Consider the following 23,981-nt stretch of genomic DNA (forward strand, 5'->3'; position numbering starts at 1 on the left):
AACGATTCAAAGACCGCCAAAAACACCATGCTTACCCCAAAGAGGTTAGCATTCGGTTTTGCTATTCAATTTTAATAAGTAAGATTATTCGGGCTCCAGAATAATCGGTTAAAAACAGTATAAAACCAAAATAGGGGATAGCGGCATCCGCATATAGTCTGTGCCGAATAGGTATAACTAGAAAAGGCCCTTAGACTAGGTTTTTCCCGATCTGTATTTGATACACTACACCCTTAATTTTGTGTAATTAATAAAATTGCTCTTTTCGAGACTTCTAACACCTTAAAAGTAGGATTTTATTTTTAAACAGCAAAATTAAAAACTATATTTTTGTATTGTTATTCTATATCGATAAGGTCGGGTTTTTATTTCTTTCCGAGAGGAAGCGCCATAATGACCTCTAGAGATAACTTGTAACCAATTTTTAGGCGTTTTTCGGATCTGTTAATTTTCTATTTGTTGATCAGTAGTGTTAAAAAAACTCTGCTAATGACAACCCTTTTTAATGCGAAAAAATCGCAAAGGGGGAAGCTATGCCCTTTTCATAAGATAGAGCAGGGCTCAAGTCATCTTTATGAACCTTAAAAATGAACCAAAAATATATTCCAGTGCTACCCTTAGAGATAGCATTTTATGAAATAAACGACAAAGGATATGACCCTTTAAAAGTGATACGAGACTTCTGGGCCAATTACCACATTAATGACTGCTATGATAATATCGAATTAGTGATAGAAAAATATAAGTATGTGGTAGAGGTGCCTAATGTCTTCGATGCCAATAAAAAGCATACATTTTTTCTTGATCTATTGCGTTTGCTTGTTGCATATTATCAGGTACACAGTCATGCTATAAAACTTGATGATATCGGTTTCTCCTGTTTTAAAGTATCGGAACACTATAAAGAAGATCTTAAAATAACTAAGCGTATCCATGATTTTTTTGGACCGGCTGTAAACCTGCCTTAACAATAAGCAGATGACAAATAGATCAAATCTGGTGTCTGCCTTATTGGATAGGGTAGCACATCCGGTGTCCATGAATGGCGTTGGAAAAAATAAATTAAAAAAAGTTCAATTCACATGGGATAGAAAGGCCCCCTTAGATCGTATAGTGTATCGTCTGAGGCAGATCATTTCGGCATTTACCACTGCGCCGATGCCAAAGAGTTTAAAGGATGTTATAATACCGTTAGCGCTGAAGCTACACTTTTTGGTTTTTAATTTTATTATTTGTTTTTCAAAGACGTTGAAGAATAAACAAGCCCTGTTTATTTTGGTTTGTTTGTTTCATATGTTTAGTTTATCAGCTCAGACGCCCCGCAGGGATAGCGGGGTCGATGGGCTTTCTATCCAGCCTTTGAGAGTAGGAGACAGTATTCCGGCATCGCTGTGGGACGTTCCATTGCCAATTATAAATAGTAAGGATATCGAAAATGTAAAAACATTGCGCGAGTTTCAGAATAAAAATTTGATAATCATTGACTTTTGGACCGTATGGTGTGCCCCTTGTATAAATAAGCTAAAGGATCTATCTTCACAAAATCATTTGATAGATAGTGATGCGGTGATCTTGCCAATCACCATGAATGACGCAAGATCTACCTTACGGATATTACAACAGAACGACATCGTTTTCCCTTGTGTATATAAAGACACACTATTCACAAAATATTTTCCGCACGTAAGTGTGCCGCATCAGATCTGGATCAAAGATGGGCGGGTAGCGTATATTACCGATGGAAATTTAACGTCCATTGCCACCATCAACAATCTGGTGCGGGACAAAGCTGTCCAACTCTTGTCCAAACCATCTGAAATAAACCGTAAAGATCTGGAAACTTTATCCGCACAGGATGCTATTTCTATCAAAACGGATAATTTGATCTTTGGTAGTTATTTTTCTAAAGCTTTGCCTTACAGTGTGTTTGCAGTAATAAATAAAAAACATTCATTGATTTTATATAACCATTCTATTCTGGGATTTATACACTATGCGAATCGTAAAGAAATACCATTTGTGGGGATCCGTAATAGGGTAATATGGAATATTCCGGATTCATCGCGATATCGTATGGAACTGCCTTTAGAACTTCTCAATACAAAAAATTATGAACTTGAAAGGCGTCTGCGCCTATGGAAAGAAATCAATCTGTATTGTTATTACCTGAGCAGCCACCAGGTGCTGGACGAACAAGAAAAAATGGATCTATTCAGAAGGGATTTATCCAGATTACTTCTCTCAGAATTTAACGTAAATGCATACGTTGCGGATCGAAAAGTTGAAGCCTGGTGTCTATATGTGAGGGATGCGATACTTTTTAAAAAATATTGGACGATGGACAAAGCTGCTGGAAAAACGCTTGCCGAAGAAAGATCCTATAAACTGATCAATCGGCCCTTTCAAAGCCTTGTTTCACATCTTGCAGCTAGTAACTATAGGGATAGTTTACCCATTGCTGACCTTACTGGATATAAGGGTAACGTAAATATTGAGCTCCATGCTGATCCTAAAAATCTCCTATCAGTTGATGGGGCACTTCGAGAGTTCGGGTTGGGAATAAAAAAGGATATGACAGTCTTACCTATGCTTGTGATAGAAAGGAGGGCTGGAAATGATTAGTTGCAGATATGTTGTTGTTGTCATATTAACCTGTGTATGTTTTATAGTCAATGCACAATGGGATATTAAAGGAAGGGTGGTCGACGAAAAAACGAAAGAGGGGATCGCAGGGGGTACTATAAAAAGCTTACAGTCAGTTATTTTGGCAAAAACGGGCGCCGATGGGGAATTTAGTTTTTCGACGCTTAGGTATGATACGGTATGGATATCGTCTGTAGGGTATAAAGGCAGGCGAGTTGTAATTGACGGGATACGGAATAATTTCCTGATAAGCCTGACACCTGAACTGGTTATGATGGATGAGGTGCAGGTTAATACAGGCTATTATTCACTACCTAAGGAGCGAGCTACCGGAAGCTTTGATTATATAGATAATAAGAAAATACAACGGAATACATCTTCAACTGTGCTGGAGAGGTTAGAAGATATTGCACCTTCTTTACAGTTTGACAAGAGACGTATAAGCAATATGAGTGGGGACAATGGTCGTGCCACTATGCGATTGAGGGGCACAAACACCATCTATGCTGATGGCTCACCTCTGATTGTACTTGACAACTTTCCTTATGACGGTGATATCAATGGTATCAATCCAAATGATATCGAATCTATCACGGTACTCAAAGATGCTGCCGCAACTTCGATATGGGGTGCCAGGGCTTCAAATGGTGTTATTGTAATGACATCAAAAAAAGGACTGAAAGATCGACCATTGTCTATCGGATTGAATGTCCTAAATTCTTTTTCATCTAGACCAGACCTGAAATATGGAAAGGAATTTATAGGAGCTAAAGACTACATTGATCTGGAACGGGATTTTTTTGAAAGAGGAATCTATGATGCGCGGTATAATGACGCCAGTAAACCACCATTATCTCCTGTAGTGATGTGGTTATATCAGCACAAAAATAATAAACTGAGTGATGCGGAGCTTAATCAGCGATTAAATGACATGGCAAAGATAGATGTGCGTGATGATGCCAAGCGTTATCTGTATCGACCGGCATTTTATCAACAGTATAATCTAAATATGCAGGGCGGCTCTTCAAACCTTAGCTATTATTTTTCGGGCGGATGGGATGGCCAGCGCCTCAATGATGTCGGTAACAGCCAAAAAAGAATCACCTTTTCATCTTCAATTAGCTACACCCCTTTAAGACAGCTGAAGATTGATTTTGGATATGGTTTTATGGTAAATAATAGTGTGTCAAATGCTGTGGATTTTAGAAATTTTTCATACCTCTATCCCTATATGGCATTGAAACAAGAAGACGGAGGTTCTGCGGCGGTACTTCGTGATTATAACTTGGAATATGTGGCGGACGCTCCTGCCTTTGGATTGCTGGATTGGGATTATAGGCCATTGGATGAGCTCAAGCTACAGGATAAGCGTGCAGACCTGTCTGAGAATAGGTGGTCTCTGGCAATCAATTACAACATTATGAAGGGAATACGTTTGTCACTCAATCTACAGTCATTGAAGGCATTGACAAACTATCGGAATTTAGAAAAAAAGGAGAGTTACTATGTGCGAAATTTGGTCAATCGTTATACACAGGCAGAAGGGGACAGGATATTTCCCAATGGAGATATACTTAGCCAAAGCAGGCAGCAGTTGTTGTCTAGATCAGGAAGGCTGCAACTCGATGTCGACCGTCAATTTGGCCCTAACCGAATTGTTTTTCTCTCCGGGATGGAGCAACGTGAAGTTGTGAGTAAACTGGATGATTACACGCTATATGGTTACGATGACCAATTGTTAACCTCGCAGATGATATTGGATTACACAGAGGTTTACCCACTTCGTCCACAGTCGTCCGGGCGAATTCCTTTCCCGATGAGTACACTTAGGGAAAATGTCGACCGATATCTTTCCTATTACGCAAACTTAGGTTATGACTGGAAGTCTAAATACTTACTTTCGGGGAGCATACGCTGGGATGCATCAAATTTATTCGGAGTCAATACGAACCAAAAAGGAGTTCCTCTCTGGTCTACAGGTCTGGCCTGGAATATGGGGGAAGAGAAGTTCTTTAAAAATGATATTATACCGTTCTTGAAATGGCGGGTCACTTATGGTAAAAACGGGAATATTGATAGAAGCATGACTGCTTATCCGACGATTTCATATAGCGTCAACTCCACGACTAATTTACGCCAGGCGCTGGTAACTTCGCCCGGTAACCAAAATCTGCGCTGGGAGAAGGTTGCTACAATGAATATAGGAATGGATTTCAGGATAAAAGGAAAATTCAGCGGATCGTTGGATTACTACCGAAAAAATTCAGCCGATCTTATTGGTATAGACCTGATCGATCCCACAGTATACTATGGCGGTTCTCAGGCTAAGTTAAAGCGTAATTATGCCAAAATGAAAACTACAGGGGTAGACTTGACTTTGAGACATGCTGAGATTGGAAATAAAATTAAATGGTCCAATGATTTTTGGTTATCAAGAACAAGTAACGTAGTAACTGACTATTATGGTGATAATACGGTCTCTGTCCTGGGGTATACAACAGGTATGGACAAGCGCCCTCTAAAATATAAATCGCTGGATGCACTATATAGTCTGCCATGGGAGGGGCTGGATCATAATACCGGAAATCCACTAGTGGACAATAACGGTATGGATACAGAGTATACAAAATATATAAATAGTCTATCCATGGATGATCTCATTAACCACGGTAGTAGTGTGCCGCTCTGGACAGGTGCCTGGAGAAATAACCTTAGATGGAAAGATCTATCGCTTAGTTTTAATATTGCTTTTAAACTTGGTTATTTTTTTAGGCGCAATTCTGTAGAATATGGCCTGCTGCTGACCAACGGTAAAGGGATGCATGTAGATTATTTAGATCGCTGGAGACAACCTGGGGATGAACTAAAGACCAATATACCTTCAAATCCTTTTGCCAATGTAGCAAATAGGGATGTCGTTTATACGCAGTCTGAAATTTTGGTGGAACAAGGGGATCATATTCGGATGCGGGATATCCGGGTCGATTATTCGTTGTCCCACTTTTTGAATACTCGATCAAAGATAAATGATCTGTCGATTTATTGTTATCTGAACAATATAGGGATCCTTTGGCATAAAAATAAATTGGGTTTGGATCCAGACTATCCGTCAGCTTCTTTTTATCTAGCGCCACGGATATTTTCTGTAGGAATAAAAATGAATTATTAATCTTAAAGGAACGGATATAATGAAAATTCAAAGTGCAGTATTAATTCTGCCCGTTATCGCTGTTATCTTATCGATACAGGGTTGTAAAAGGGATTGGTTGGAGGTTCGATCTTCTAAAGGGCTCGTAATCCCCAGTACACTTTCTGATGCAGAAGCTATTTTAAACAGGACGTCAATTATGAATGCAAGCAGAGCAATACCTTTGGGTGATATCGCTGCTGGTGATTTTGTGGTTCCTCCTTCCTATTGGTCTAGTTTGGTTCCATGGCAAGCTAACGCCTACCTCTGGCGGGACGAAATCTTTATCGATAATGCTGGATTGGAAAATTGGGGAAACTCTTATCAGCAGATATATTATGCAAATCTGGTGTTGGATATCTTGGCAAAAATTGAAAGAAATAGTGACTTAAAGAAATATAATAATGTCCGCGGTAGGGCACTATTCTTTAGGTCATGGGCATATTTTCAACTGGCGCAAGTATATTGTTTCACATACAGCGAAGAGAATAAGAACGCTCAGGGCTTACCACTGCGGGATGGTACTGATCTTGACATAAAGTTGCAGCGTTCAACGTTGGAACAGACTTATCAACAAATAAAGATGGATTTGAAAGAAGCAGTATCTTTATTGGATAATACATCTGAAAATATTTATCAGCCCAATAAAAAGGCGGCCCTAATGATGTTGGCAAGGGTTAATCTGATTATGCAAGATTTTGTGGATGCTCTAAACCATAGTGATCAGGCGATCAAGATTGACGGCGCACTCCTGGATTACAACAAACTGAATCTCTCACTGGCTTATCCGTTTAAAGAAAACAATAAGGAAGTGATATTTTATACCTCGATGAGTTATGCCCAGATCATGTCAGATACCCGTATTGATGTTAATAGAGATCTATTGGACAAGTATGAAGATAATGATCTTCGCAAAATAGGATTCTTTACTATGAAAAATGGAAACTATAATTTTAAGGGATCTTATCTTGGATCTGGAGTCTATTTTGGGGGACTTGCGACAGATGAACTCTATCTTATCCGCTCCGAATCGTATTTGCGCACTGGCGACCCTGAGAAAAGCTTGCTAGATCTTAATCACTTATTAGCGCATCGGTATTCGGATTTTAAATCTATAAGAGATTTGTCAAATGTCGAGTTATTGAAGCGGATACTTTTGGAAAGAAGAAAAGAGCTGCTTTTGCGGAGTATTGCTTGGTCGGATTTAAAGCGTCTTAATCTAGAAAAGGAAACTGCGAGAACAATTAAAAAAAGTTTTGATGGCAATACATATATTTTGGAGCCCAATAGTAAACGGTATGCTATGCCGTTTCCAAAAGTTGTGACTGATCTAGGGAAGTATAAATAAATAGGGCTATCAATCAGATACCTCCTTTGGCATTGGAGGTATCTGATCTATATTTAGGGATTAATTTTCGTTACGGAATTTTGCATCTTCGAAAGGAACAGCCCCCCCTCGGAGTTGTGTGTCATTGATATGTGTAGCTGGCGGAGTCCCGTTGGGGTTTGATTCCAATTGTATCTCACAGACAATCGGAAGTTCTTCCTCGCTACAGCCGCTTGTGGGAGAGGTAGTACCTGTATTGGAAATATTTCCCGATGAATCTACCGGATACCACATTAAACCAGCTCTATCATATTGTTCAACAAACTTAAACGAACTAAAACCAACTATTGCAGCTCCGGCTAACCCCACCATTGCATGCTTTTTAATGAAAGATATTGCTTTCATTTTAGGGCCTTTTTTATAATAGCAAAAAAAGATTACCTCAAAAAACTTTAATGATGACCAATAACTTTCTTTAACGAGGTATATTGGTCGCTAATACCTCGGGATCTGTTTTTACGGGCTGTCCATCACGTATCATAATTTAAACTGCACCGGCCCGGCCGGGAAGACAGCAAATCGCATTTTGTATTTCTTGACGCGCTCCAAGATGATCGCATAGATCGGAGTACTTAACAACAGAGACCTGACGGGAAATAAAACCACCTGCTTTTTGTATCGTTTAGACTTGGCCATGGGGGTAGTTGGGCCACTCAAGTACCACCCCAATATGGATAGAAACAACAATAGCAGATTGACAACAAGGTGCCAGCCCCAGGATAGTCTGCTCAGTACCGAGGCGCAACCACAGGGCTTTTGCGCGTACAGTCCTGCAACGCCCAGACCGATATAGATTGTAAAGACCGTTAATAAGATTGCCGATAGAAAAAAAGGATCCGGTAATATAAGCTTCCTAATCTTGAATGAACCTATTGCTAAAAGCGCCACGATGCCCATTTCCACCAAAGGCAACAACCAAACCAAGATCCCTGCCCACCAGTCCGGAAAAGGCTGCTTTGTCAAGGCCATGCGGAAACTTTGCAGATCCCATAGCTTGTCGAGCGCGACCCATGCCCAAAAGAGTATCATAAAGACACGGATACTGGTGGTGGTGATATGTAAAGCTCTTGTTTTCATTTTTTTATGCACTATAATTTCAGGTCATACTTTTTGTATAACTATTTAAAAATCAAATATTTGTATTTGTTTTGTCGGTTTTTTATTTCTATTTTAGTATTGCCAATTCAATTATTTCATTCCTGTTTATATATAGCTACCATAAGTAAGCGATATGTACCTGCTGTAAATAGATTTATTTTTTAAATAGCTGTTTATTAGGTATTTATTTTTTATTTAGTCGGTTATATAAACCTTTGTTACACTTAAATGATGAGATATGGGGGAAGATCCTTTTGAGATTTTAGTTAGGGAGCCCGACCGCGGGTTGAGGCTTATTATGGCTAAACATGGTAGCCAGCTAAAAAAGCGAATCAAAAACTTTATCAACAATGACGATGAACTTGTCAAAGACGTGATTTCAGAAACACTGAAACTGCTATTTGTGGAAAGGGAGAAGATTGCTTTGCGTAATGATCCTTTTGTCTGGATGATGGTGATAGCGAAAAATATTGCCCTGAAAATGCGAAGACAGGAAAAGATAGATCGAAAAATGGCAATAGAAGAGCTCCGGAATGAACCTCACAGCAATGACTGTGACGCTGATCTACATTATAGAGAAATGCTGGAAGTGGTCTTATCAAAAGCAGAACAGCTTACCCCCATGGAAAAGAAAATATTGATAGATGCGAAAATAAATGGTCTGGACAATAAGGAATTGGAAATCCGGCATAAATTACGCCCCCAACGGGTCCGAAACTTACTCAGTACGGCACTCGCTAAGATGCGGCGGCTCCTAAAAGGATAATAATACCAACTTATAATTGATTACAGATTACAATCTACGAAAAATGGAACGCGATAATATAAAAGTTCAAGAGCTGATCAAGAAGCAGCTGCTGGAAATAATAACCCAAGAGGAAGAGGCAGAACTGTTAGTTAGAAAAGCATACTATACAGAAGAGGAATATGACGCTCTGCTCATTGAGGGACTCAGAAAGCTGGAAGGTCAGCTGCCCAAAGATTCGCTGGACAATTGGAATCCCGATTTTGATGCAATAAAAATCCACGGCGAGGGTATACGGAAAAAGAAGAAAATAAAGCAATACGTCCAATTTGGATATGCCGCAGCCTTGTTGTTATTTATTGGAGGCATATTGTTATACTTATCTTATCCACATAAAAAAGAGGATATCATATTGCATTTGGAGGGGCAATGTCTTGGCATCGCGGACAACACGGAGATCCCGCTAATTGAGTCTTCCTGTCTCTTATTGGCAACTGACTCAACATGGATAAGGGTTGAGCAGGATACCTTTGGTAAAATAGTACAGCTTGGCGACTTAACTGTCACCCGCACAGAGGAGGGGCTGCTGCGTATTCAGAGAAATCAGATAAACAGTAGTAATGCGCTCAGTTTGAAAAATCTGGAGATTTATACTGGCCCGCGTCAGCAGTGCTTGGTTGAATTGGAGGACGGTACCAGAGTACGGATGAATGCACAGTCCCGGTTAAGCTATCCACTTCAAAAAGGGGGGGCGACAGTCGTATATATCAGAGGGGAAGCGTATGTTGATGCCAATAACCGTTATCGTGGTGTTCCGTTGATTATTGGCACTGAAAAAGGCAAAGTGATGGCTAATCGTGCTGACTTTTTGATCCGTTCATATAACAATGAAACCAAGACAATGCTTAATGATGGAAAGCTGGAGGTTTATTCTCATAGCTTGAACAAAACGCGGTCTATAGTCTGTCCTGGTGATTTCGTATATATTGGGGCTAAATATGTAGGTAAAAATCAGCTTCCTCGTGATACAATGACCTATGTCGCAAATCTGGATTTTGAAGAAGCAAAGATGTGGACTCGAAAAATCCGGATTTATAGAAACATGCCTTTATGGGCCTTTGTGGATGAAATGAGCCGCTGGGAAGGGTTTACGATAAAAAGATGGGACTGCATTCCAAAGAACAAACTCATTTCGGTATCTATCTGCTACCAAAGCGGCAGGGAGGAAGTATATAGCGCAATTCGACAGGCAGGTGTGCTGCTGCATGAAGAGAAAGGGATGATAAGCTTCTGTCCCGAGGATAAACGCGATAGAGTAGCCATGCGGCAATTAGATAGGAATGACAGGAAATTAAAGTAAGAAAGGAGCAAGTAACATGGGCAGCAAAAAGCAGTTTATCGATGAAGTATTCACTACTTTTGAAATCAGTAGCCTGATCGAGCGACACAAATGCCGTGCTACTGGAAAGGTGCGTTTTAATAGTCGGAGCGAAGCAAGCTTCTTTATGCATTGGTTAAAATGGCGTTATAAGAAGTGGAGGCTTAGACCAGATAGGCGTAAGCGTAATTTTAATAAGGGACAAGGAAGGCCTAAGCAACGTTATGTGTATAGCTGCACTCATTGCAACGGTTATCACATTACAAAAGAAAATCCCTATGATTTCAACAGAAAAAAAGAAAAATACCAAATGAAATACTTTGAATAAACAGCAGTTTATATGAAAATTCATAGAAAATTTTGCTGTTGCTTCCAGTTATTTCATTACTGGATTTATTTCGTCGCCGGTTTTTTCAATTTTATTTTTCAAACATAGAATATTTTGTACATTTGTATCGAATAAAATCGAAATAGAAATGGCAGAAACTGTACAACCAAGAGCTCCAAAGACAACTGATAATAATGCGAATCAAACTCATTACTACAAAACATTGGTAGTAGCTATCGCTTTAGGTTTAATAGGCACATTTATCCGTTTTGTACCGGATGTATGTACTGCACTGGGACAACAAACATTCTTGTTCTCCGCGATAGCAAATATCTCATTGATCGTAGGTTCTCTTATCGCATTTAAAACTGTTTTTGGTATTTTGGGATTTGGAAAAAACCGTGACTAACTAAAGTCGTTTAAAATATTGAAAGCCTCAGTTTTGCTGAGGCTTTTTTTGTATTGGCGCGGTAGCTGGCAAATAAAAAAAGGCATCAACTAAACAATTGATGCCTTTTGCTATGATTGATGATAGACTATGCAAATAATGACCATGTACCCCATGGAATACGGGCAAGCATCAGGATTAAGCCGATGATGTAGAAAATCACAACAGTTTGATTTGCTTTTCTGGAATTTTCCATCTTTTTAGCTTTTGAATAACCAATGGTGATCAATACAATGGCAATGATCATTGTCAATGGGTGCTCAATGATTTTTAAACGTAATGTCGGATCTTTCATCACGCTGCCAGAGATCATCGATGGGTACTTCAAAACGAAGTATAAAATCAATCCCACCAATAATTGAATATGCGATACGATAAAACCTAATAAGGCAATTTTACGGTTGTAAGGTTTGTTGCCTAGATAGTTCATTAAGGTGATCACAATAGATATCACCAGGGCTAGCAATAAGACAATTGCTATTGTCGAGTGTAAGTGTAACATAAAAGCTCTCTTTAATTGTTTCCTAAGTTAGCAAAGATAAAAATATAATGAATGTATTTGTTAAAAATCATTGTTCTAGTAGAAATACTTCCGCAATTGGGTTGAACAGGTACATGCGTTTGCTGGTCAGCTCCATGCATTTATAGCGTTTCCGTATTTTCTCGATCCGCTGAAAAGACCGCCCGTTCTTCAATTTAAAAAAATGGCCATCCTCCAATGCTTCTACCGTCAGTGCATTGCTTTTTGCTTTGTCATAAGCTTTTAACGTACGGAATAGATGAAGATCTGTACAGCTTGATGCAGCCGGATTCTCCATATAACTGTGTATTGCGCCGCTTATGTCAGCCGGAAAGATATTTAGTTTTAAAAATGGATCCATTAGCTCCTTAAAATGTTTTTTCCATTCAGCCCCATGTGGTTTGACACGGTGCTGATGCTTGTTCCAAGTCTGTAGATGTGCAAATTCATGTATGGTTGTGATTAGAAAGGAATAGGAATTCAGATCATGATTGACCGAAATACGGTGTGGACTGCCCCTAAAAGGAGCACGGTAATCGCCCAATTTGCTGCTACGGGAACGGGAGATCTTAAACAGGCACGCTGTATGATTGATCCAGTTAGATATGATCGGCGCAGCTTCCTCAGGCATGTATTTTTTAAGGGTAGCACTGTAATCTTGCATGCTGTAAAAATAGTTATTTATTCATGCTTACCTAATAACGACGCGACATTATTTTGTCACAAGCAAACATGATACTGTCAAAAGATAAGGTTTATATGTTTATAGTCGAAGTAGCTACTTGTCGTATATTGCTCTTGATAAGATCAAATCATTGTATCAAGGGGGCTAATCTGCGTAATCACTGGTAGATAAAATACCATTGATGATTTTTTAACTGTTAGTTTTTAGCTATTATAATTAGTTTTATTTGGAATTTTGATATTATTTTTAGTATTTAGCAGTAGTGAATTAATTAAAGCACTAGATGTTTAAACCCGAAACAATTTTTTTTGAAACAAAATGCATTGAAAACGTCTGATTTTTAGGTAAATTACCTACTAAAGAAAGGACCATAAAAGATACGATACAATCCGGATGAGGAACGGTTTTCCTCCCAACTGTAACAATAGACCTTTAAGAATATGCTAGATACCTTACATATTAAGAATTACGCCCTGATCAATGAATTGGAAATCCAATTTGATAAAGGGTTGAATATGATTACTGGGGAGACTGGAGCGGGTAAATCCATTATTATGGGAGCACTTTCCCTGATTTTGGGTAATAGGGCGGAGGGAAAACACTTTTTTGATCCGTCTAAAAAATGTGTAATCGAAGGGGAGTTTAATATCGGAGCTTATCAATTAAATAGTTTCTTTGAGCAGAATGACCTTGACTATGCGGATCATACGATTATCCGACGGGAAATAACACCAGATGGTAAATCCCGTGCCTTTGTAAATGATTCTCCGGTTACATTGGTGATACTTAAGCAATTGGGAGAGCAATTGATCGATGTGCATTCACAGCATGCGACTTTACAGATCAATACCGAGGAATTCCAGTTTTTGGTAGTCGATAGTGTAGCGGATTCATTTGCATTGAAACAAAGCTACAAGGAGAGTTATATGTCCTATAAAAAGGCAAAGCGCGAACTTGAGGAGCTGAAAGAAACGGTTAAAAAGGCGGCTTTAGAACTGGATTATTTTCAATTTCAATTTGATGAGCTAGATGGGGCGAAGCTCGTGCCTGACGAACAGGGGACACTTGAGCAGCAACAGCGGCAATTGGAGAATGCCGAGGATATCAAACGGTCCTTAAATGCGGCCTCCCGTCTGTTAGAAAACGAAGATATAGCCGTATTGACACAATTGAAAGATGCTATGTCGCAGATTGAAGGAATATCTTCATTTCTGCCCGAAGCGGCCGATCTAGCTGCACGGGTAAAGAGCACCTTGATCGAATTAAAAGATGTGGCTGCGGAGTTGACTTCGCTCGAAGAGGATACTCACTTGGATGAGGGTACCTTACTGGAGATCAATGAGCGATTGAGCCTACTGTATTCGTTGCAGAAAAAGCATCATGTCGACTCAGTGGAGGAACTCATTCAATTAAGAGATGATCTGGAAGCAAAACTATTGGCTATCAATTCCTCCGATGAGCAGTTGGAGCGTCTGGAAGCAGAGGTTATAGAGAAGCTGAAAGTTGCGCTACACAATGCGAAAGAGCTTTCAAGCGCACGCAGATTAGTATTGGATACAATAGCCGGAGAGGTGCAAAATACGCTGTTGAATGTCGGTATGCCAAATGCGGTACTTCAGATTGTATTAGAGCCACTAAAAGAAGGAGAGATGCGTGAGTCTGGAGTAGATACCATTCATTTCCTATTTTCAGCGAATAAAGGACAGGCTTTGCAATCCATCCATCGTGTGGCTTCAGGCGGAGAGCTTTCCCGTGTGATGTTGGCCATAAAGTCTCTGGTTGCCAAAACTTCGGCTTTACCAACAATTGTTTTTGATGAGATCGATACTGGAATTTCGGGAGAAGTCGCTTTGCGTGTCGGTGAGGTCATAGAAAATTTAGCCACAAATATGCAGGTAATCGCGATTTCGCACTTGCCGCAGATTGCCTCAAAAGGTGCTGCGCATTTTAAAGTATACAAGGAAGATAGGGCTAACCGTACTATATCGAATATCGTTCGTTTAGATCAATCCGGAAGAGTAAAAGAGATTGCACAAATGCTGAGTGGTGCAAATCCTACGGATGCTGCACTAGAGCATGCGGAATTGTTGTTGAAAGGGTAGGTACGAAAGTAAATTATATAGAAAAAAATAGCCTCGGACTTCTATTTCAAGGCTATTTTTTTTTGTTAGTTACCGCCGTTATCGGCATCTGTAAGTGTAACTTTTGCATACATGTTTGGAGGGGGAGGAGGAGTGCCGTTTACAGGAGCTCCGACATACGCGGCATTAATAATAACATACCCAACCTCATAGTCAAATGTATAACTGTAGTTACCAATATATTCCGCTGGAATATTCGTGTATGATGTAGCATGTCCTTTGTTTGGATCATAGTTGAATGTTATTGCAACTCCTACATGACCATAGTCAAAATATTGAGCATCCAATTCATCAAATTTAAGTTCATGGCTAAAGTTAGATGGGTTATTGTTGTTGCGGACCCAGCCATTTGAAGGAACTGGCGTAACATAACTCACTCCGGGTAGGTAATTTGTAACATACTCCTTCTTGCAAGAAGAGAATGAAACCAAGGCTGCGGTTCCAATTAAAGCTGCTAATAAAAGTCTTTTCATATCGTTTGTGTTATTTGTGACAGTTTTTTTATTATAGGACGATAAAATAGTGTAAAAGTTTAACGTCAATCTTCTTTACAACAAAAAATGCACCATTATGGTGCATTTTCTGAATTTATTTCGAGTACAGCAAGCGATTATTTCTCCGCTGTATCTTTTGAAGACTTCGGATCTGAACTAGAGACCTCAATATCTTTGGTTTCCGGATTAATGCTCACCGTTAAAACTGAACCGGTTTGGACATTTCCTTTCAGAATTTCTTCTGCAATTGGATCCTCCAGATATTTTTGGATTGCACGTTTTAAAGGACGTGCACCGAAATTACTGTCATAACCTTTATCTGCAATGAAACCTTTCGCTTCATCCGTCAAGTTAATGGTATAACCCAAATCTGATATTCGTTTAAACAATGACGTCAATTCAATATCAATGATCTTAAAGATATTTTCTTTTGTCAACGAATTGAAAACAATAACGTCGTCAATACGGTTTAAAAACTCGGGCGCAAATGCTCTTTTTAGTGCAGTTTCGATTACTCCACGGGAATGCGCATCCGTTTGTTGCGATTTTGCCGCGGTTGTGAAACCAACGCCCTGACCAAATTCTTTCAATTGACGTGCGCCAATGTTGGAGGTCATGATGATAATGGTGTTACGGAAATCTACTTTACGGCCCAAACTGTCGGTCAATTGACCTTCATCCAATACTTGCAACAACAAGTTGAACACATCTGGATGTGCTTTCTCAATCTCATCCAAAAGCACTACAGCATAAGGTTTGCGACGTACCTTCTCTGTTAACTGTCCACCTTCTTCATAACCGACATATCCCGGAGGCGCTCCTACAAGTCGCGATATCGCAAATTTCTCCATGTATTCACTCATGTCAATCTGAATCAGTGCGTCCTCAGTATCAAACATAAACCGCGCAAGCTCTTTCGCTAATTCTGTCTTACCGACACCTGTAGGTCCCAAGAATATAAAGGAACCGATCGGTTTTTTAGGATCTTTCAGTCCGGCACGTGTACGTTGGATGGCTTTTACCAATTTGCCAACAGCGTCATCCTGACCAATAATTCTTCCCTTCATCAATTCACCCATATTCAACAGCTTTTGGCTGTCAGTTTGGCTGACACGTTGTACAGGGATACCGGTCATCATCGCGACAACTTCCGCTACATTTTCTTCGGAAACAGTATATCGCTTAGATTTGGTTTCTTCTTCCCAGGCAATCTTTTCTTTCTCCAATTCCTCGATAAGCTTTTTCTCTGTATCGCGTAACTTGGCAGCTTCTTCATATTTTTGACTGCGTACTACTTTGTTTTTCTCCAATTTGACCTCCTCGATTTTATTTTCGATGTCAATAATGGATTGTGGAACATGAATATTATTTAAGTGTACGCGTGAACCAGCCTCGTCCAAAGCGTCAATCGCTTTATCCGGTAGGAACCGATCCGTAATATATCGTGTTGTCAGGGACACACAGGCTTCGATTGCATCCGGAGTATAGGTCACATTGTGGTGATCCTCATATTTCTCTTTGATGCGATTCAAAATCTCTACAGTCTCATCATGTGTAGCCGGTTCAATCGTCACACGTTGGAAACGACGGTCTAAAGCGCCATCTTTTTCAATATATTGACGATATTCGTCCAGTGTAGTTGCACCGATACATTGTATTTCTCCTCTTGCCAAGGCTGGTTTGAACATATTGGAAGCGTCCAAAGATCCTGAAGCACCGCCAGCACCGACAATGGTATGTATTTCGTCAATAAACAAAATGACATCCGGTGATTTTTCCAGTTCATTCATGACCGCTTTCATGCGCTCTTCAAATTGACCCCGATATTTTGTGCCCGCAACCAATGAAGCCAGGTCTAAAGTAACCACACGCTTGTTGAACAAGACACGGGATACTTTGCGTTGCACAATACGTAGTGCCAATCCTTCCGCTATCGCTGATTTACCTACTCCGGGTTCACCGATTAATAACGGATTATTCTTTTTACGACGAGAAAGAATCTGTGATACACGTTCGATTTCTTTTTCACGACCTACAATCGGATCCAGCCTACCTTCTTCGGCAGCTTTGGTCAGATCTCGGCCAAAGTTGTCCAATACCGGTGTTTTGGATTTGATATCCGAAACCTTTTTAGGTTGGATATATTGGTCATCCTCAGCAAAGTCATCATCACCGGTAGGAGAGCCCGGAGCTTCATCCTTGATGGTGGTTTTATTTTGCTCTACTTCGGCTTTGAAGATGTCATAGGTCACATTATATTGCTGTAAAATTTGCGAAGCGATATTATCTTCATCCCGTAAGATAGCCAATAATAGGTGCTCGGTCCCAATAATGTCAGATTTGAAAATCTTCGCTTCCAAATAAGTAATTTTCAGAACTTTTTCAGCTTGTTTAGTTAACGGCATGTTGCCAATAGGTGCACGTGATACAGATGCCCCCTTCACTGCGTCTTCCACAGATTGACGTAGGGCAGTTGTGTCAATGCCTATGTTTTTAAGGATTTTGATCGCCATTCCATCGCCTTCACGAATCAAGCCGAGCAACAAGTGCTCTGTGCCTATATAATCGTGACGCAATCTCAAAGCTTCCTCTCTACTGTACGATATAACATCCTTTACGCGCGGTGAAAATTTTGCTTCCATTGAATACCTTTCTGTTTTATATTAAGGATATATAAATGTAGTAAATTCTACATTTCAAACCTTAAAATTATTTTAAATAATGTCATCAACAATTAAGCCATGACCATTATACGTCCAAAATGTCAGTATAAAAGATTACATTTGTATGTTAATATAATAAGAGTTTTCCAATTTTTTTAAATTTTATGTCAGACGAGAAGATTATTTTTTCGATGGCGGGTGTCAATAAAATCTATCCGCCTCAAAAACAAGTTCTAAAAAATATCTATTTATCTTTTTTCTATGGTGCCAAAATCGGCGTGATCGGTTTGAACGGATCCGGGAAATCTTCACTATTGAAAATTATTGCGGGTTTGGACAAATCTTATCAGGGCGAAGTTGTGTTTTCTCCGGGTTACTCTGTGGGATATTTGGCACAGGAACCCCAATTGGATCTCGAAAAGACCGTTCTTGAAATTGTACAGGAAGGTGTTGCCGAAATCACGGCAACCTTAAAAGAATACGAAGAAATCAATGAAAAATTCGGCTTGCCTGAGGTCTACGAAAATCCAGATGAGATGGATAAACTGTTGACTAGACAGGGCGAATTGCAAGATAAAATCGACGCAACAAATGCCTGGGAAATTGATTCCAAATTGGAAAGAGCAATGGATGCCTTACGTTGTCCGGAACCTGATGCTAAAATTGTCAATTTGTCAGGTGGTGAGCGCAGACGTGTAGCATTATGTCGCTTATTATTACAGGAACCAGATGTCTTGTTGCTCGACGAGCCGACCAACCACTTGGATGCAGAGTCTATCGACTGGTTAGAGCAACATTTAAAACAATATAAAGGAACAGTCATTGCTGTTACCCACGACCGTTATTTCTTGGATAATGTCGCAGGATGGATCTTAGAGCTGGATCGTGGTGAAGGTATACCTTGGAAAGGAAATTACTCCTCTTGGTTAGACCAGAAGGCTAAACGTCTGGCGCAGGAAGAAAAACAGGAAACCAAACGTCAGAAAACATTGGAGCGTGAGCTGGAATGGGTACGTATGGCTCCAAAGGCTCGTCATGCCAAATCTAAAGCCCGCCTTCATAATTATGAGAAATTGGCTTCTGAGGAAACAAAAGAACGCGAAGAGAAATTGGAATTATTTATTCCGCCGGGACCGCGTTTGGGTAACTCTGTCATCGAGGCAACCGATATCTCCAAAGCTTATGGCGACCGTATTTTATTTGAAAATTTAAGTTTCATGTTGCCTCCTGCCGGTATTGTTGGTATCATCGGACCAAATGGCGCGGGTAAAACAACCTTATTCCGTCTGATCACGGGACAGGAGACGCCGGATACGGGATCGTTCAAAGTGGGAGAGACTGTCAAATTGGGGTATGTCGATCAGATGCACCATGACCTTGATCCTGAGAAATCCGTTTGGGAAAATATCACTGGCGGTAACGATAACATGATCCTGGGCAATCGCTCCGTAAATTCCAGAGCTTATGTATCTAAATTTAACTTTAACGGTGCTGACCAACAAAAGAAAGTAGGTGTACTTTCTGGCGGAGAACGCAACCGTGTCCATTTGGCGATCACGCTAAAGGAAGGATCAAATGTGCTCCTGCTCGATGAGCCGACCAATGACATTGATGTCAATACATTGCGCGCGTTAGAGGAAGGTTTGGAGAATTTTGGTGGTTGTGCTGTGGTCATATCCCATGATAGATGGTTTTTAGACCGTATCTGTACACATATTCTCGCTTTTGAAGGCGATTCTCAGGTTTATTTCTTTGAAGGTAACTATACCGAATATGAGGAAAACCGTAAAAAACGTTTGGGTGATGTAACTCCACATCGCATTAAATACAAAAAATTGGTGAAATAAAAATGATCATGGAAGGCGGAAGGCTTTTGGCGGCCATAATAGACCATGCAATTGATGGAATTATTACCATAGACAACAGGGGGAATGTCGAAAGCATTAACCCTGCTGCCTTAGAATTGTTTGGATATAACGCTGAAGAAGTAATAGGACATAATGTGTCAATGTTAATGCCTGAGCCCGATCGGGGTAATCATGATAACTATATTCATAATTATCAAACCACCGGCCATAAAAAAATTATAGGGATCGGACGCGAGGTGATGGGGCTAAAGAAGAGCGGAAAGACATTTCCGTTTCGCTTGGCAGTGAGCGAAGTCTGGCTTAAAGATAAAAATATTTTTACAGGATTTATCCATGATCTCTCCCGTGAAAAGGCAGCAGAAGATATGCTAAAACAGCATGCTGCCGAATTGGAACATAAAGTCAGTGAAAGGACACGTGATTTGATATCGCTGGTTTCCGAACTGGAAAAAGCAAAAGCAGAAGTTTCCAAATCTCTGGAAAAAGAAATCGAACTTAACCAGCTTAAATCCCGATTCGTCTCCATGGCTTCACATGAGTTTCGCACACCACTGAGCTCTGTCCAATTGTCGGCTTCTCTGATTGAAAAATATGCGGACCGTCCCGATGATAAGGCCAATATTATCAAACATACCAACAAGATCAAGGGGGCAGTGCAGCTTCTCACCAGTATATTGAATGATTTTCTCTCACTGGAAAAATTAGAAGCGGGAATTGTGGTCATGAACAAACAGTATATTAATCTGGTTGAACTGGCGGAAGAAATCACCGAGGAGATGCAATTGATCTGTAAGAAAAATCAGCATATTGTCTACCAACATACGGGGGAAATCGGACATTTTTCGCTGGATCCGAACTTGTTAAAAAATGCGCTGGTGAATTTGATTTCCAACGCCATCAAATATTCGGGTGAAGATACTTTAATAGAATTTACAACCTGTATCGATGATAAGGGCTGCTCGATCTCCGTTAAGGATAATGGTATAGGTATTCCTAAAGAGGATCAAGTGCATTTGTTCGAACCATTTTTCAGAGCACATAACACCGGAAATATTCCGGGGACTGGACTGGGCTTAAATATCGTAAAAAGGTATATCGAGCTTATGGAGGGTAAAATGGAATTTGTTTCGGAAGTGCATAAGGGAACATCATTTAAAGTCAGTTTTGATAAGATTTAAATACTATCTGAATTGATGGTGGAGCGATAGGCTTGTCGATCATAAATGGAAAGGATTTGTGTATTCAAATGACTATAAAGACGAAAGAAGAACTGAGTGTAAAAAGTTAATTGAAAGCAATGACAATAGACACTCATCAATAATTATTGAGACATGAACAATAAAAAGACTATTCTAATCATTGAGGATAATATTGACATTAGAGAGGGGACAACTGAGATTTTAGAGTTGACAGGACGGTATGAGGTGATTACAGCTGAGAATGGTCGGGTGGGAGTTGATTTGGCAACTCGACATATTCCTGATTTGATTCTCTGTGATATCATGATGCCAGAATTGGATGGTTATGGTGTACTATTTATGCTGAGCAAGATAGAAAGTACCGCAAAAATTCCTTTTATTTTTCTGACCGCAAAAGCCGAACGCGCAGATATGCGTAAGGCAATGGAGATGGGGGCGGATGATTACCTGACCAAACCTTTTGATGATGTGGAACTGATGAACGCAATTGAGGTTCGTCTGAAAAAGCATGAGCAGTTATCCGCAGATTCGGGTGAGGAGTATGATTTGAACCTGAGTGAAGAGGAACAAGTTTTATTGCTACAGGAATTGCTCGCCAATTCACGTGTGAAAACGGTAAAAAAGAAACAGTCAATCTTTGAGAAAGACGATTCACCTACGTATGTTTATTATGTCAAATCGGGGCAGGTTCGTAGCTTTAAGTTGTACAAAGATGGGCGGGAACTATCGACAGGGATTTATATAGAAGGGAATTATTTTGGCTATGCTTCTGTACTGTTGAATGAAAACTATGAAGATTATGCGGAAGCTGTTGAATCCAGCGAAGTTATTTTAATCCCAAAAGACGCCTTTTTGGAGCTCCTATGGAAAAAACCTGCTATAGCTAGCAAATTTATTAAATTACTTTCGGTGGACCTTCGTGAAAAAGAAGAGCAATTGTTGGGCTTCGCATACCATTCTGTCCGCAAACGTGTGGCCAATGCACTGATCAGTGTAGCCGAAAAAAACGGAATCAATATCAATGAGGTCAATGCCTGTACAATTGATATTACCAGAGATGGAATTGCTTCGATAGCAGGTACGGCAAATGAAACAGTTTCACGTATGCTTTCCGATTTTAAAGAGGAAAAGCTGATCTCGAAGGAAAAAGGAAAGATTTACATCAATTCGATCAAAAATCTAAGGGATGTAAAACAATAACAGAAATAAATTGAATAGTCAGTGCGCTTTGCGCTTGCGATACAAAATATCTACAAAAGGGCCTGTCCGAGCAATTCGGACAGGCCCTTTTCCATAATTGTGATATATATCATTGTCAGGTATGGTCATGTATCATGTTTTTGGGCCTAGCGATGATTTACTTTTGTTTTTAGGATAAACTTATATAGGGTTGATTGTAGAATTCAAAATGAAAGTAGTTGTATATAATGTGAGGTCATTTGAAAAAGAGTTTTGGGCATTGGCCAATGCAAAACAGCATGACCTCACCTTGATTTCAAATGGATTAAATCTCGAAACGCAAAATTATGCGCGCGGAAAGGATGCGGTTGTCATCTCTGGGGGAGATATTTTGGATGATAAAATGCTACTTAATTTAAAAAAATTAGGAATTAGTAAGATCATGACAAGAAGTAAGCATACATCGCATATTGATTTGGTCAAAGCGGGTGATTTGAGAATTCAGATTGCCAATGCGCCTTTTGAGGATCAAAGCCCAAAAGGACTGGCAGAACAGACTGTTCGGAATCTCAATCTTTGGGGAATGGAAAAATGTGTCGGTAAAGCGTGCTGTTGTTTGAATGACTGCGCAAAAAAATAACTTTCAATGAGTACACAGGAAAAATCTATGGAGGAATTGGTGCAGAAATACAATGTCGCGGCGCCACGGTATACCAGTTACCCGACAGTTCCATTTTGGGACGAGCGAACATTTTCTACCGAAGCTTGGAAGGATCAAGTATACCGTACTTTCCAGCAGTCAAAAGATAAGGGACTGAGCCTATATATCCACCTGCCCTTTTGCGAAAGTCTATGCACATACTGTGGTTGCAATACACGTATCACAAAAAATCATCAGGTTGAGCTGCCTTATATTACGGCGCTCCTGAAGGAGTGGGAGATGTATCGGGCTGTTTTCAAAGGGGAGAAACTGCTCGTCTCAGAAATACATCTGGGCGGCGGCACACCAACTTTTTTTCAGCCGGAAAACTTAAAATTCTTGATTGAGGGGATTCTGAAAGATGTCGATGTCACAGCAGATCGTTCTTTTTCATTTGAGGCACATCCCGCGAATACCAAAACAGAACACTTACAGATTCTTTTCGACCTCGGCTTCCGTCGTCTCAGCTTAGGGATACAGGATTTTGATCCATTGGTGCAATTCATGATCAATAGGCAGCAGACCTTTGAAGAAGTTGAAGAAGTGATGCTGAATGCAAGAAAGATCGGTTTTGATTCCATTAATTTCGACTTGATTTATGGTTTGCCTAAGCAGACTGAAGCATCTGTGCAGGATGCCATTGAAAAATGCATGCTACTGAAGCCAGATCGTATATCTTTTTATAGTTATGCCCATGTTCCTTGGTTGAAGCCGGGACAGCGGCATTATACCGAGGCAGATCTGCCGAAGGGTACTGCTAAATTAGCACTTTATAATCTCGGGAAAAAGCTGATCCTGGCACAGGGATACGCAGATATCGGTATGGACCATTTTTCGAAAAAAGACGATGAGCTCTATCTGGCTTTTCAGGAGGAACGCTTGCACCGTAATTTTATGGGTTATGCGGATCGGTTTAACCCTTTATTAATTGGTCTTGGTGTGTCTTCAATCAGTGATGCTTGGGCTGGTTTCGCACAAAATGTGAAAACAGTTGAGGAATATCATAAGTTGATCGCATCGGGTGTGTTGCCCGTAGTGAAAGGACATATCCTTAATGTGGAAGATTTGGTCATAAGACGCTATATCCTCGATATGATGTGTAAAGGTAAAGTGCAATTGGATCCTACATCGGATTTAACCGAACAGATTAAGGAGGAATTGTCCATATTGGTCCAGGACGGCTTGGTTAGCATAGCGGGTGAGCTGATTCAATGCACTGCCGTGGGGCGTTCATTTCTACGGAATATTTGTATGGCTTTTGATCAGCGTTTTTTGAAACTGCGTACAAAAAAGCAATTATTTAGTGAAGCAATTTAAC

Annotated in this window: 20 protein-coding genes; 14 read left to right on the forward strand and 6 right to left on the reverse strand. The window is 40.1% G+C overall.

The window, feature by feature from the left end:
• The first annotated feature begins 587 nt into the window (after positions 1-587).
• The 4 genes from DCO56_RS21475 to DCO56_RS21490 are packed head-to-tail and all read left to right on the forward strand — an operon-like array spanning position 588 to position 7,178.
• Entirely contained in the window at positions 588-968 is a 381-nt protein-coding gene (locus tag DCO56_RS21475; RefSeq protein ID WP_108635789.1) for a hypothetical protein, read from the forward strand.
• Between the two features lie 10 nt (positions 969-978).
• Complete coding sequence (locus DCO56_RS21480; RefSeq protein WP_108635790.1) at positions 979-2,622, forward strand: TlpA family protein disulfide reductase; 1,644 nt, start codon at positions 979-981, stop codon at positions 2,620-2,622.
• Positions 2,615-5,812, forward strand: a complete 3,198-nt coding sequence (locus DCO56_RS21485) for a SusC/RagA family TonB-linked outer membrane protein (protein WP_108635791.1) — start codon at positions 2,615-2,617, stop codon at positions 5,810-5,812. The genes DCO56_RS21480 and DCO56_RS21485 overlap by 8 nt, the downstream gene beginning before the upstream one ends.
• Before the next feature lie 19 nt (positions 5,813-5,831).
• Positions 5,832-7,178 (forward strand): RagB/SusD family nutrient uptake outer membrane protein, encoded by a 1,347-nt coding sequence (locus DCO56_RS21490; protein ID WP_108635792.1) that lies wholly within the window; start codon positions 5,832-5,834, stop codon positions 7,176-7,178.
• A gap of 60 nt (positions 7,179-7,238) precedes the next feature.
• On the opposite strand, the gene DCO56_RS21495 is transcribed toward DCO56_RS21490, so the two are convergent.
• Together DCO56_RS21495 and DCO56_RS21500 are read right to left on the reverse strand one after the other, a co-directional pair.
• Entirely contained in the window at positions 7,239-7,562 is a 324-nt protein-coding gene (locus DCO56_RS21495) for a hypothetical protein (RefSeq protein ID WP_108635793.1), read from the reverse strand.
• Positions 7,563-7,694: 132 nt separating this feature from the next.
• On the reverse strand, positions 7,695-8,294 hold the full coding sequence (locus DCO56_RS21500) for a MauE/DoxX family redox-associated membrane protein (RefSeq protein ID WP_108635794.1): 600 nt from the start codon (positions 8,292-8,294) through the stop codon (positions 7,695-7,697).
• Positions 8,295-8,553: 259 nt separating this feature from the next.
• Here DCO56_RS21500 and DCO56_RS21505 point away from each other — a divergent pair, with 259 nt between their 5' ends.
• The 4 genes from DCO56_RS21505 (at position 8,554) to DCO56_RS21520 (ending at position 11,175) form a co-directional block, all read left to right on the forward strand.
• Entirely contained in the window at positions 8,554-9,081 is a 528-nt protein-coding gene (locus DCO56_RS21505) for an RNA polymerase sigma factor (RefSeq protein WP_108635795.1), read from the forward strand.
• 43 nt (positions 9,082-9,124) lie between these two features.
• The gene (locus DCO56_RS21510) at positions 9,125-10,420 is read left to right on the forward strand and encodes a FecR domain-containing protein (protein WP_108635796.1); all 1,296 of its coding nucleotides are present in this window, start codon (positions 9,125-9,127) and stop codon (positions 10,418-10,420) included.
• Positions 10,421-10,436: 16 nt separating this feature from the next.
• Positions 10,437-10,766 carry a hypothetical protein gene (locus DCO56_RS21515; RefSeq protein ID WP_108635797.1) on the forward strand — a complete coding sequence of 110 codons (330 nt, stop codon included), beginning with the start codon at positions 10,437-10,439 and terminating at the stop codon, positions 10,764-10,766.
• Between the two features lie 148 nt (positions 10,767-10,914).
• The gene (locus DCO56_RS21520; protein ID WP_108635798.1) at positions 10,915-11,175 is read left to right on the forward strand and encodes a hypothetical protein; all 261 of its coding nucleotides are present in this window, start codon (positions 10,915-10,917) and stop codon (positions 11,173-11,175) included.
• Between the two features lie 127 nt (positions 11,176-11,302).
• Here DCO56_RS21520 and DCO56_RS21525 read toward each other — a convergent pair whose 3' ends face one another.
• The gene (locus DCO56_RS21525) at positions 11,303-11,716 is read right to left on the reverse strand and encodes a hypothetical protein (RefSeq protein ID WP_104385601.1); all 414 of its coding nucleotides are present in this window, start codon (positions 11,714-11,716) and stop codon (positions 11,303-11,305) included.
• 67 nt (positions 11,717-11,783) lie between these two features.
• Complete coding sequence (locus DCO56_RS21530) at positions 11,784-12,398, reverse strand: SprT-like domain-containing protein (RefSeq protein ID WP_108635799.1); 615 nt, start codon at positions 12,396-12,398, stop codon at positions 11,784-11,786.
• A gap of 461 nt (positions 12,399-12,859) precedes the next feature.
• Between DCO56_RS21530 and recN the strand changes: the two genes are divergently transcribed.
• Entirely contained in the window at positions 12,860-14,521 is a 1,662-nt protein-coding gene (recN, locus tag DCO56_RS21535; RefSeq protein WP_108635800.1) for a DNA repair protein RecN, read from the forward strand.
• A gap of 65 nt (positions 14,522-14,586) precedes the next feature.
• On the opposite strand, the gene DCO56_RS21540 is transcribed toward recN, so the two are convergent.
• Positions 14,587-15,033, reverse strand: coding sequence for a hypothetical protein (locus DCO56_RS21540; RefSeq protein WP_108635801.1), 447 nt, complete (start codon positions 15,031-15,033; stop codon positions 14,587-14,589).
• Between the two features lie 137 nt (positions 15,034-15,170).
• Positions 15,171-17,696: an ATP-dependent Clp protease ATP-binding subunit gene (locus tag DCO56_RS21545; RefSeq protein WP_108635802.1), complete on the reverse strand. Its 2,526-nt coding sequence runs from the start codon at positions 17,694-17,696 to the stop codon at positions 15,171-15,173.
• 185 nt (positions 17,697-17,881) lie between these two features.
• On the opposite strand from DCO56_RS21545, the gene ettA reads away from it, so the two are divergent.
• The 5 genes from ettA to hemN all read left to right on the forward strand — a co-directional run bounded on the left by ettA (position 17,882) and on the right by hemN (position 23,980).
• Complete coding sequence (ettA, locus tag DCO56_RS21550) at positions 17,882-19,564, forward strand: energy-dependent translational throttle protein EttA (RefSeq protein ID WP_108635803.1); 1,683 nt, start codon at positions 17,882-17,884, stop codon at positions 19,562-19,564.
• 8 nt (positions 19,565-19,572) lie between these two features.
• Entirely contained in the window at positions 19,573-20,763 is a 1,191-nt protein-coding gene (locus DCO56_RS21555; protein ID WP_108635836.1) for a PAS domain-containing sensor histidine kinase, read from the forward strand.
• A 153-nt stretch (positions 20,764-20,916) separates the two neighbouring features.
• The gene (locus DCO56_RS21560) at positions 20,917-21,984 is read left to right on the forward strand and encodes a response regulator (protein ID WP_108635804.1); all 1,068 of its coding nucleotides are present in this window, start codon (positions 20,917-20,919) and stop codon (positions 21,982-21,984) included.
• A gap of 208 nt (positions 21,985-22,192) precedes the next feature.
• The gene (locus DCO56_RS21565) at positions 22,193-22,603 is read left to right on the forward strand and encodes a Rossmann-fold NAD(P)-binding domain-containing protein (RefSeq protein ID WP_108635805.1); all 411 of its coding nucleotides are present in this window, start codon (positions 22,193-22,195) and stop codon (positions 22,601-22,603) included.
• Between the two features lie 6 nt (positions 22,604-22,609).
• On the forward strand, positions 22,610-23,980 hold the full coding sequence (gene hemN / locus DCO56_RS21570) for an oxygen-independent coproporphyrinogen III oxidase (protein ID WP_245935892.1): 1,371 nt from the start codon (positions 22,610-22,612) through the stop codon (positions 23,978-23,980).
• Position 23,981 lies beyond the last annotated feature (1 nt).

The sequence above is a fragment of the Sphingobacterium athyrii genome (genome assembly GCF_003071065.1).
GTDB lineage: Bacteria > Bacteroidota > Bacteroidia > Sphingobacteriales > Sphingobacteriaceae > Sphingobacterium > Sphingobacterium athyrii.

Excerpts from the sequence above, each read along its gene's own strand:
- DCO56_RS21545 (WP_108635802.1), bottom strand. The coding sequence starts at position 17,696 with ATGGAAGCAAAATTTTCACCGCGCGTAAAGGATGTTATATCGTACAGT.
- DCO56_RS21555 (WP_108635836.1), top strand. The coding sequence starts at position 19,573 with ATGGAAGGCGGAAGGCTTTTGGCGGCCATAATAGACCATGCAATTGAT.
- DCO56_RS21525 (WP_104385601.1), bottom strand. The coding sequence starts at position 11,716 with ATGTTACACTTACACTCGACAATAGCAATTGTCTTATTGCTAGCCCTG.
- DCO56_RS21490 (WP_108635792.1), top strand. The coding sequence starts at position 5,832 with ATGAAAATTCAAAGTGCAGTATTAATTCTGCCCGTTATCGCTGTTATC.
- DCO56_RS21480 (WP_108635790.1), top strand. The coding sequence starts at position 979 with ATGACAAATAGATCAAATCTGGTGTCTGCCTTATTGGATAGGGTAGCA.
- DCO56_RS21500 (WP_108635794.1), bottom strand. The coding sequence starts at position 8,294 with ATGAAAACAAGAGCTTTACATATCACCACCACCAGTATCCGTGTCTTT.
- DCO56_RS21495 (WP_108635793.1), bottom strand. The coding sequence starts at position 7,562 with ATGAAAGCAATATCTTTCATTAAAAAGCATGCAATGGTGGGGTTAGCC.
- DCO56_RS21565 (WP_108635805.1), top strand. The coding sequence starts at position 22,193 with ATGAAAGTAGTTGTATATAATGTGAGGTCATTTGAAAAAGAGTTTTGG.
- DCO56_RS21515 (WP_108635797.1), top strand. The coding sequence starts at position 10,437 with ATGGGCAGCAAAAAGCAGTTTATCGATGAAGTATTCACTACTTTTGAA.
- DCO56_RS21530 (WP_108635799.1), bottom strand. The coding sequence starts at position 12,398 with ATGCAAGATTACAGTGCTACCCTTAAAAAATACATGCCTGAGGAAGCT.
- DCO56_RS21540 (WP_108635801.1), bottom strand. The coding sequence starts at position 15,033 with ATGAAAAGACTTTTATTAGCAGCTTTAATTGGAACCGCAGCCTTGGTT.
- hemN (WP_245935892.1), top strand. The coding sequence starts at position 22,610 with ATGAGTACACAGGAAAAATCTATGGAGGAATTGGTGCAGAAATACAAT.
- DCO56_RS21510 (WP_108635796.1), top strand. The coding sequence starts at position 9,125 with ATGGAACGCGATAATATAAAAGTTCAAGAGCTGATCAAGAAGCAGCTG.
- DCO56_RS21560 (WP_108635804.1), top strand. The coding sequence starts at position 20,917 with ATGAACAATAAAAAGACTATTCTAATCATTGAGGATAATATTGACATT.
- DCO56_RS21520 (WP_108635798.1), top strand. The coding sequence starts at position 10,915 with ATGGCAGAAACTGTACAACCAAGAGCTCCAAAGACAACTGATAATAAT.
- DCO56_RS21475 (WP_108635789.1), top strand. The coding sequence starts at position 588 with ATGAACCAAAAATATATTCCAGTGCTACCCTTAGAGATAGCATTTTAT.
- DCO56_RS21505 (WP_108635795.1), top strand. The coding sequence starts at position 8,554 with ATGGGGGAAGATCCTTTTGAGATTTTAGTTAGGGAGCCCGACCGCGGG.
- ettA (WP_108635803.1), top strand. The coding sequence starts at position 17,882 with ATGTCAGACGAGAAGATTATTTTTTCGATGGCGGGTGTCAATAAAATC.
- recN (WP_108635800.1), top strand. The coding sequence starts at position 12,860 with ATGCTAGATACCTTACATATTAAGAATTACGCCCTGATCAATGAATTG.
- DCO56_RS21485 (WP_108635791.1), top strand. The coding sequence starts at position 2,615 with ATGATTAGTTGCAGATATGTTGTTGTTGTCATATTAACCTGTGTATGT.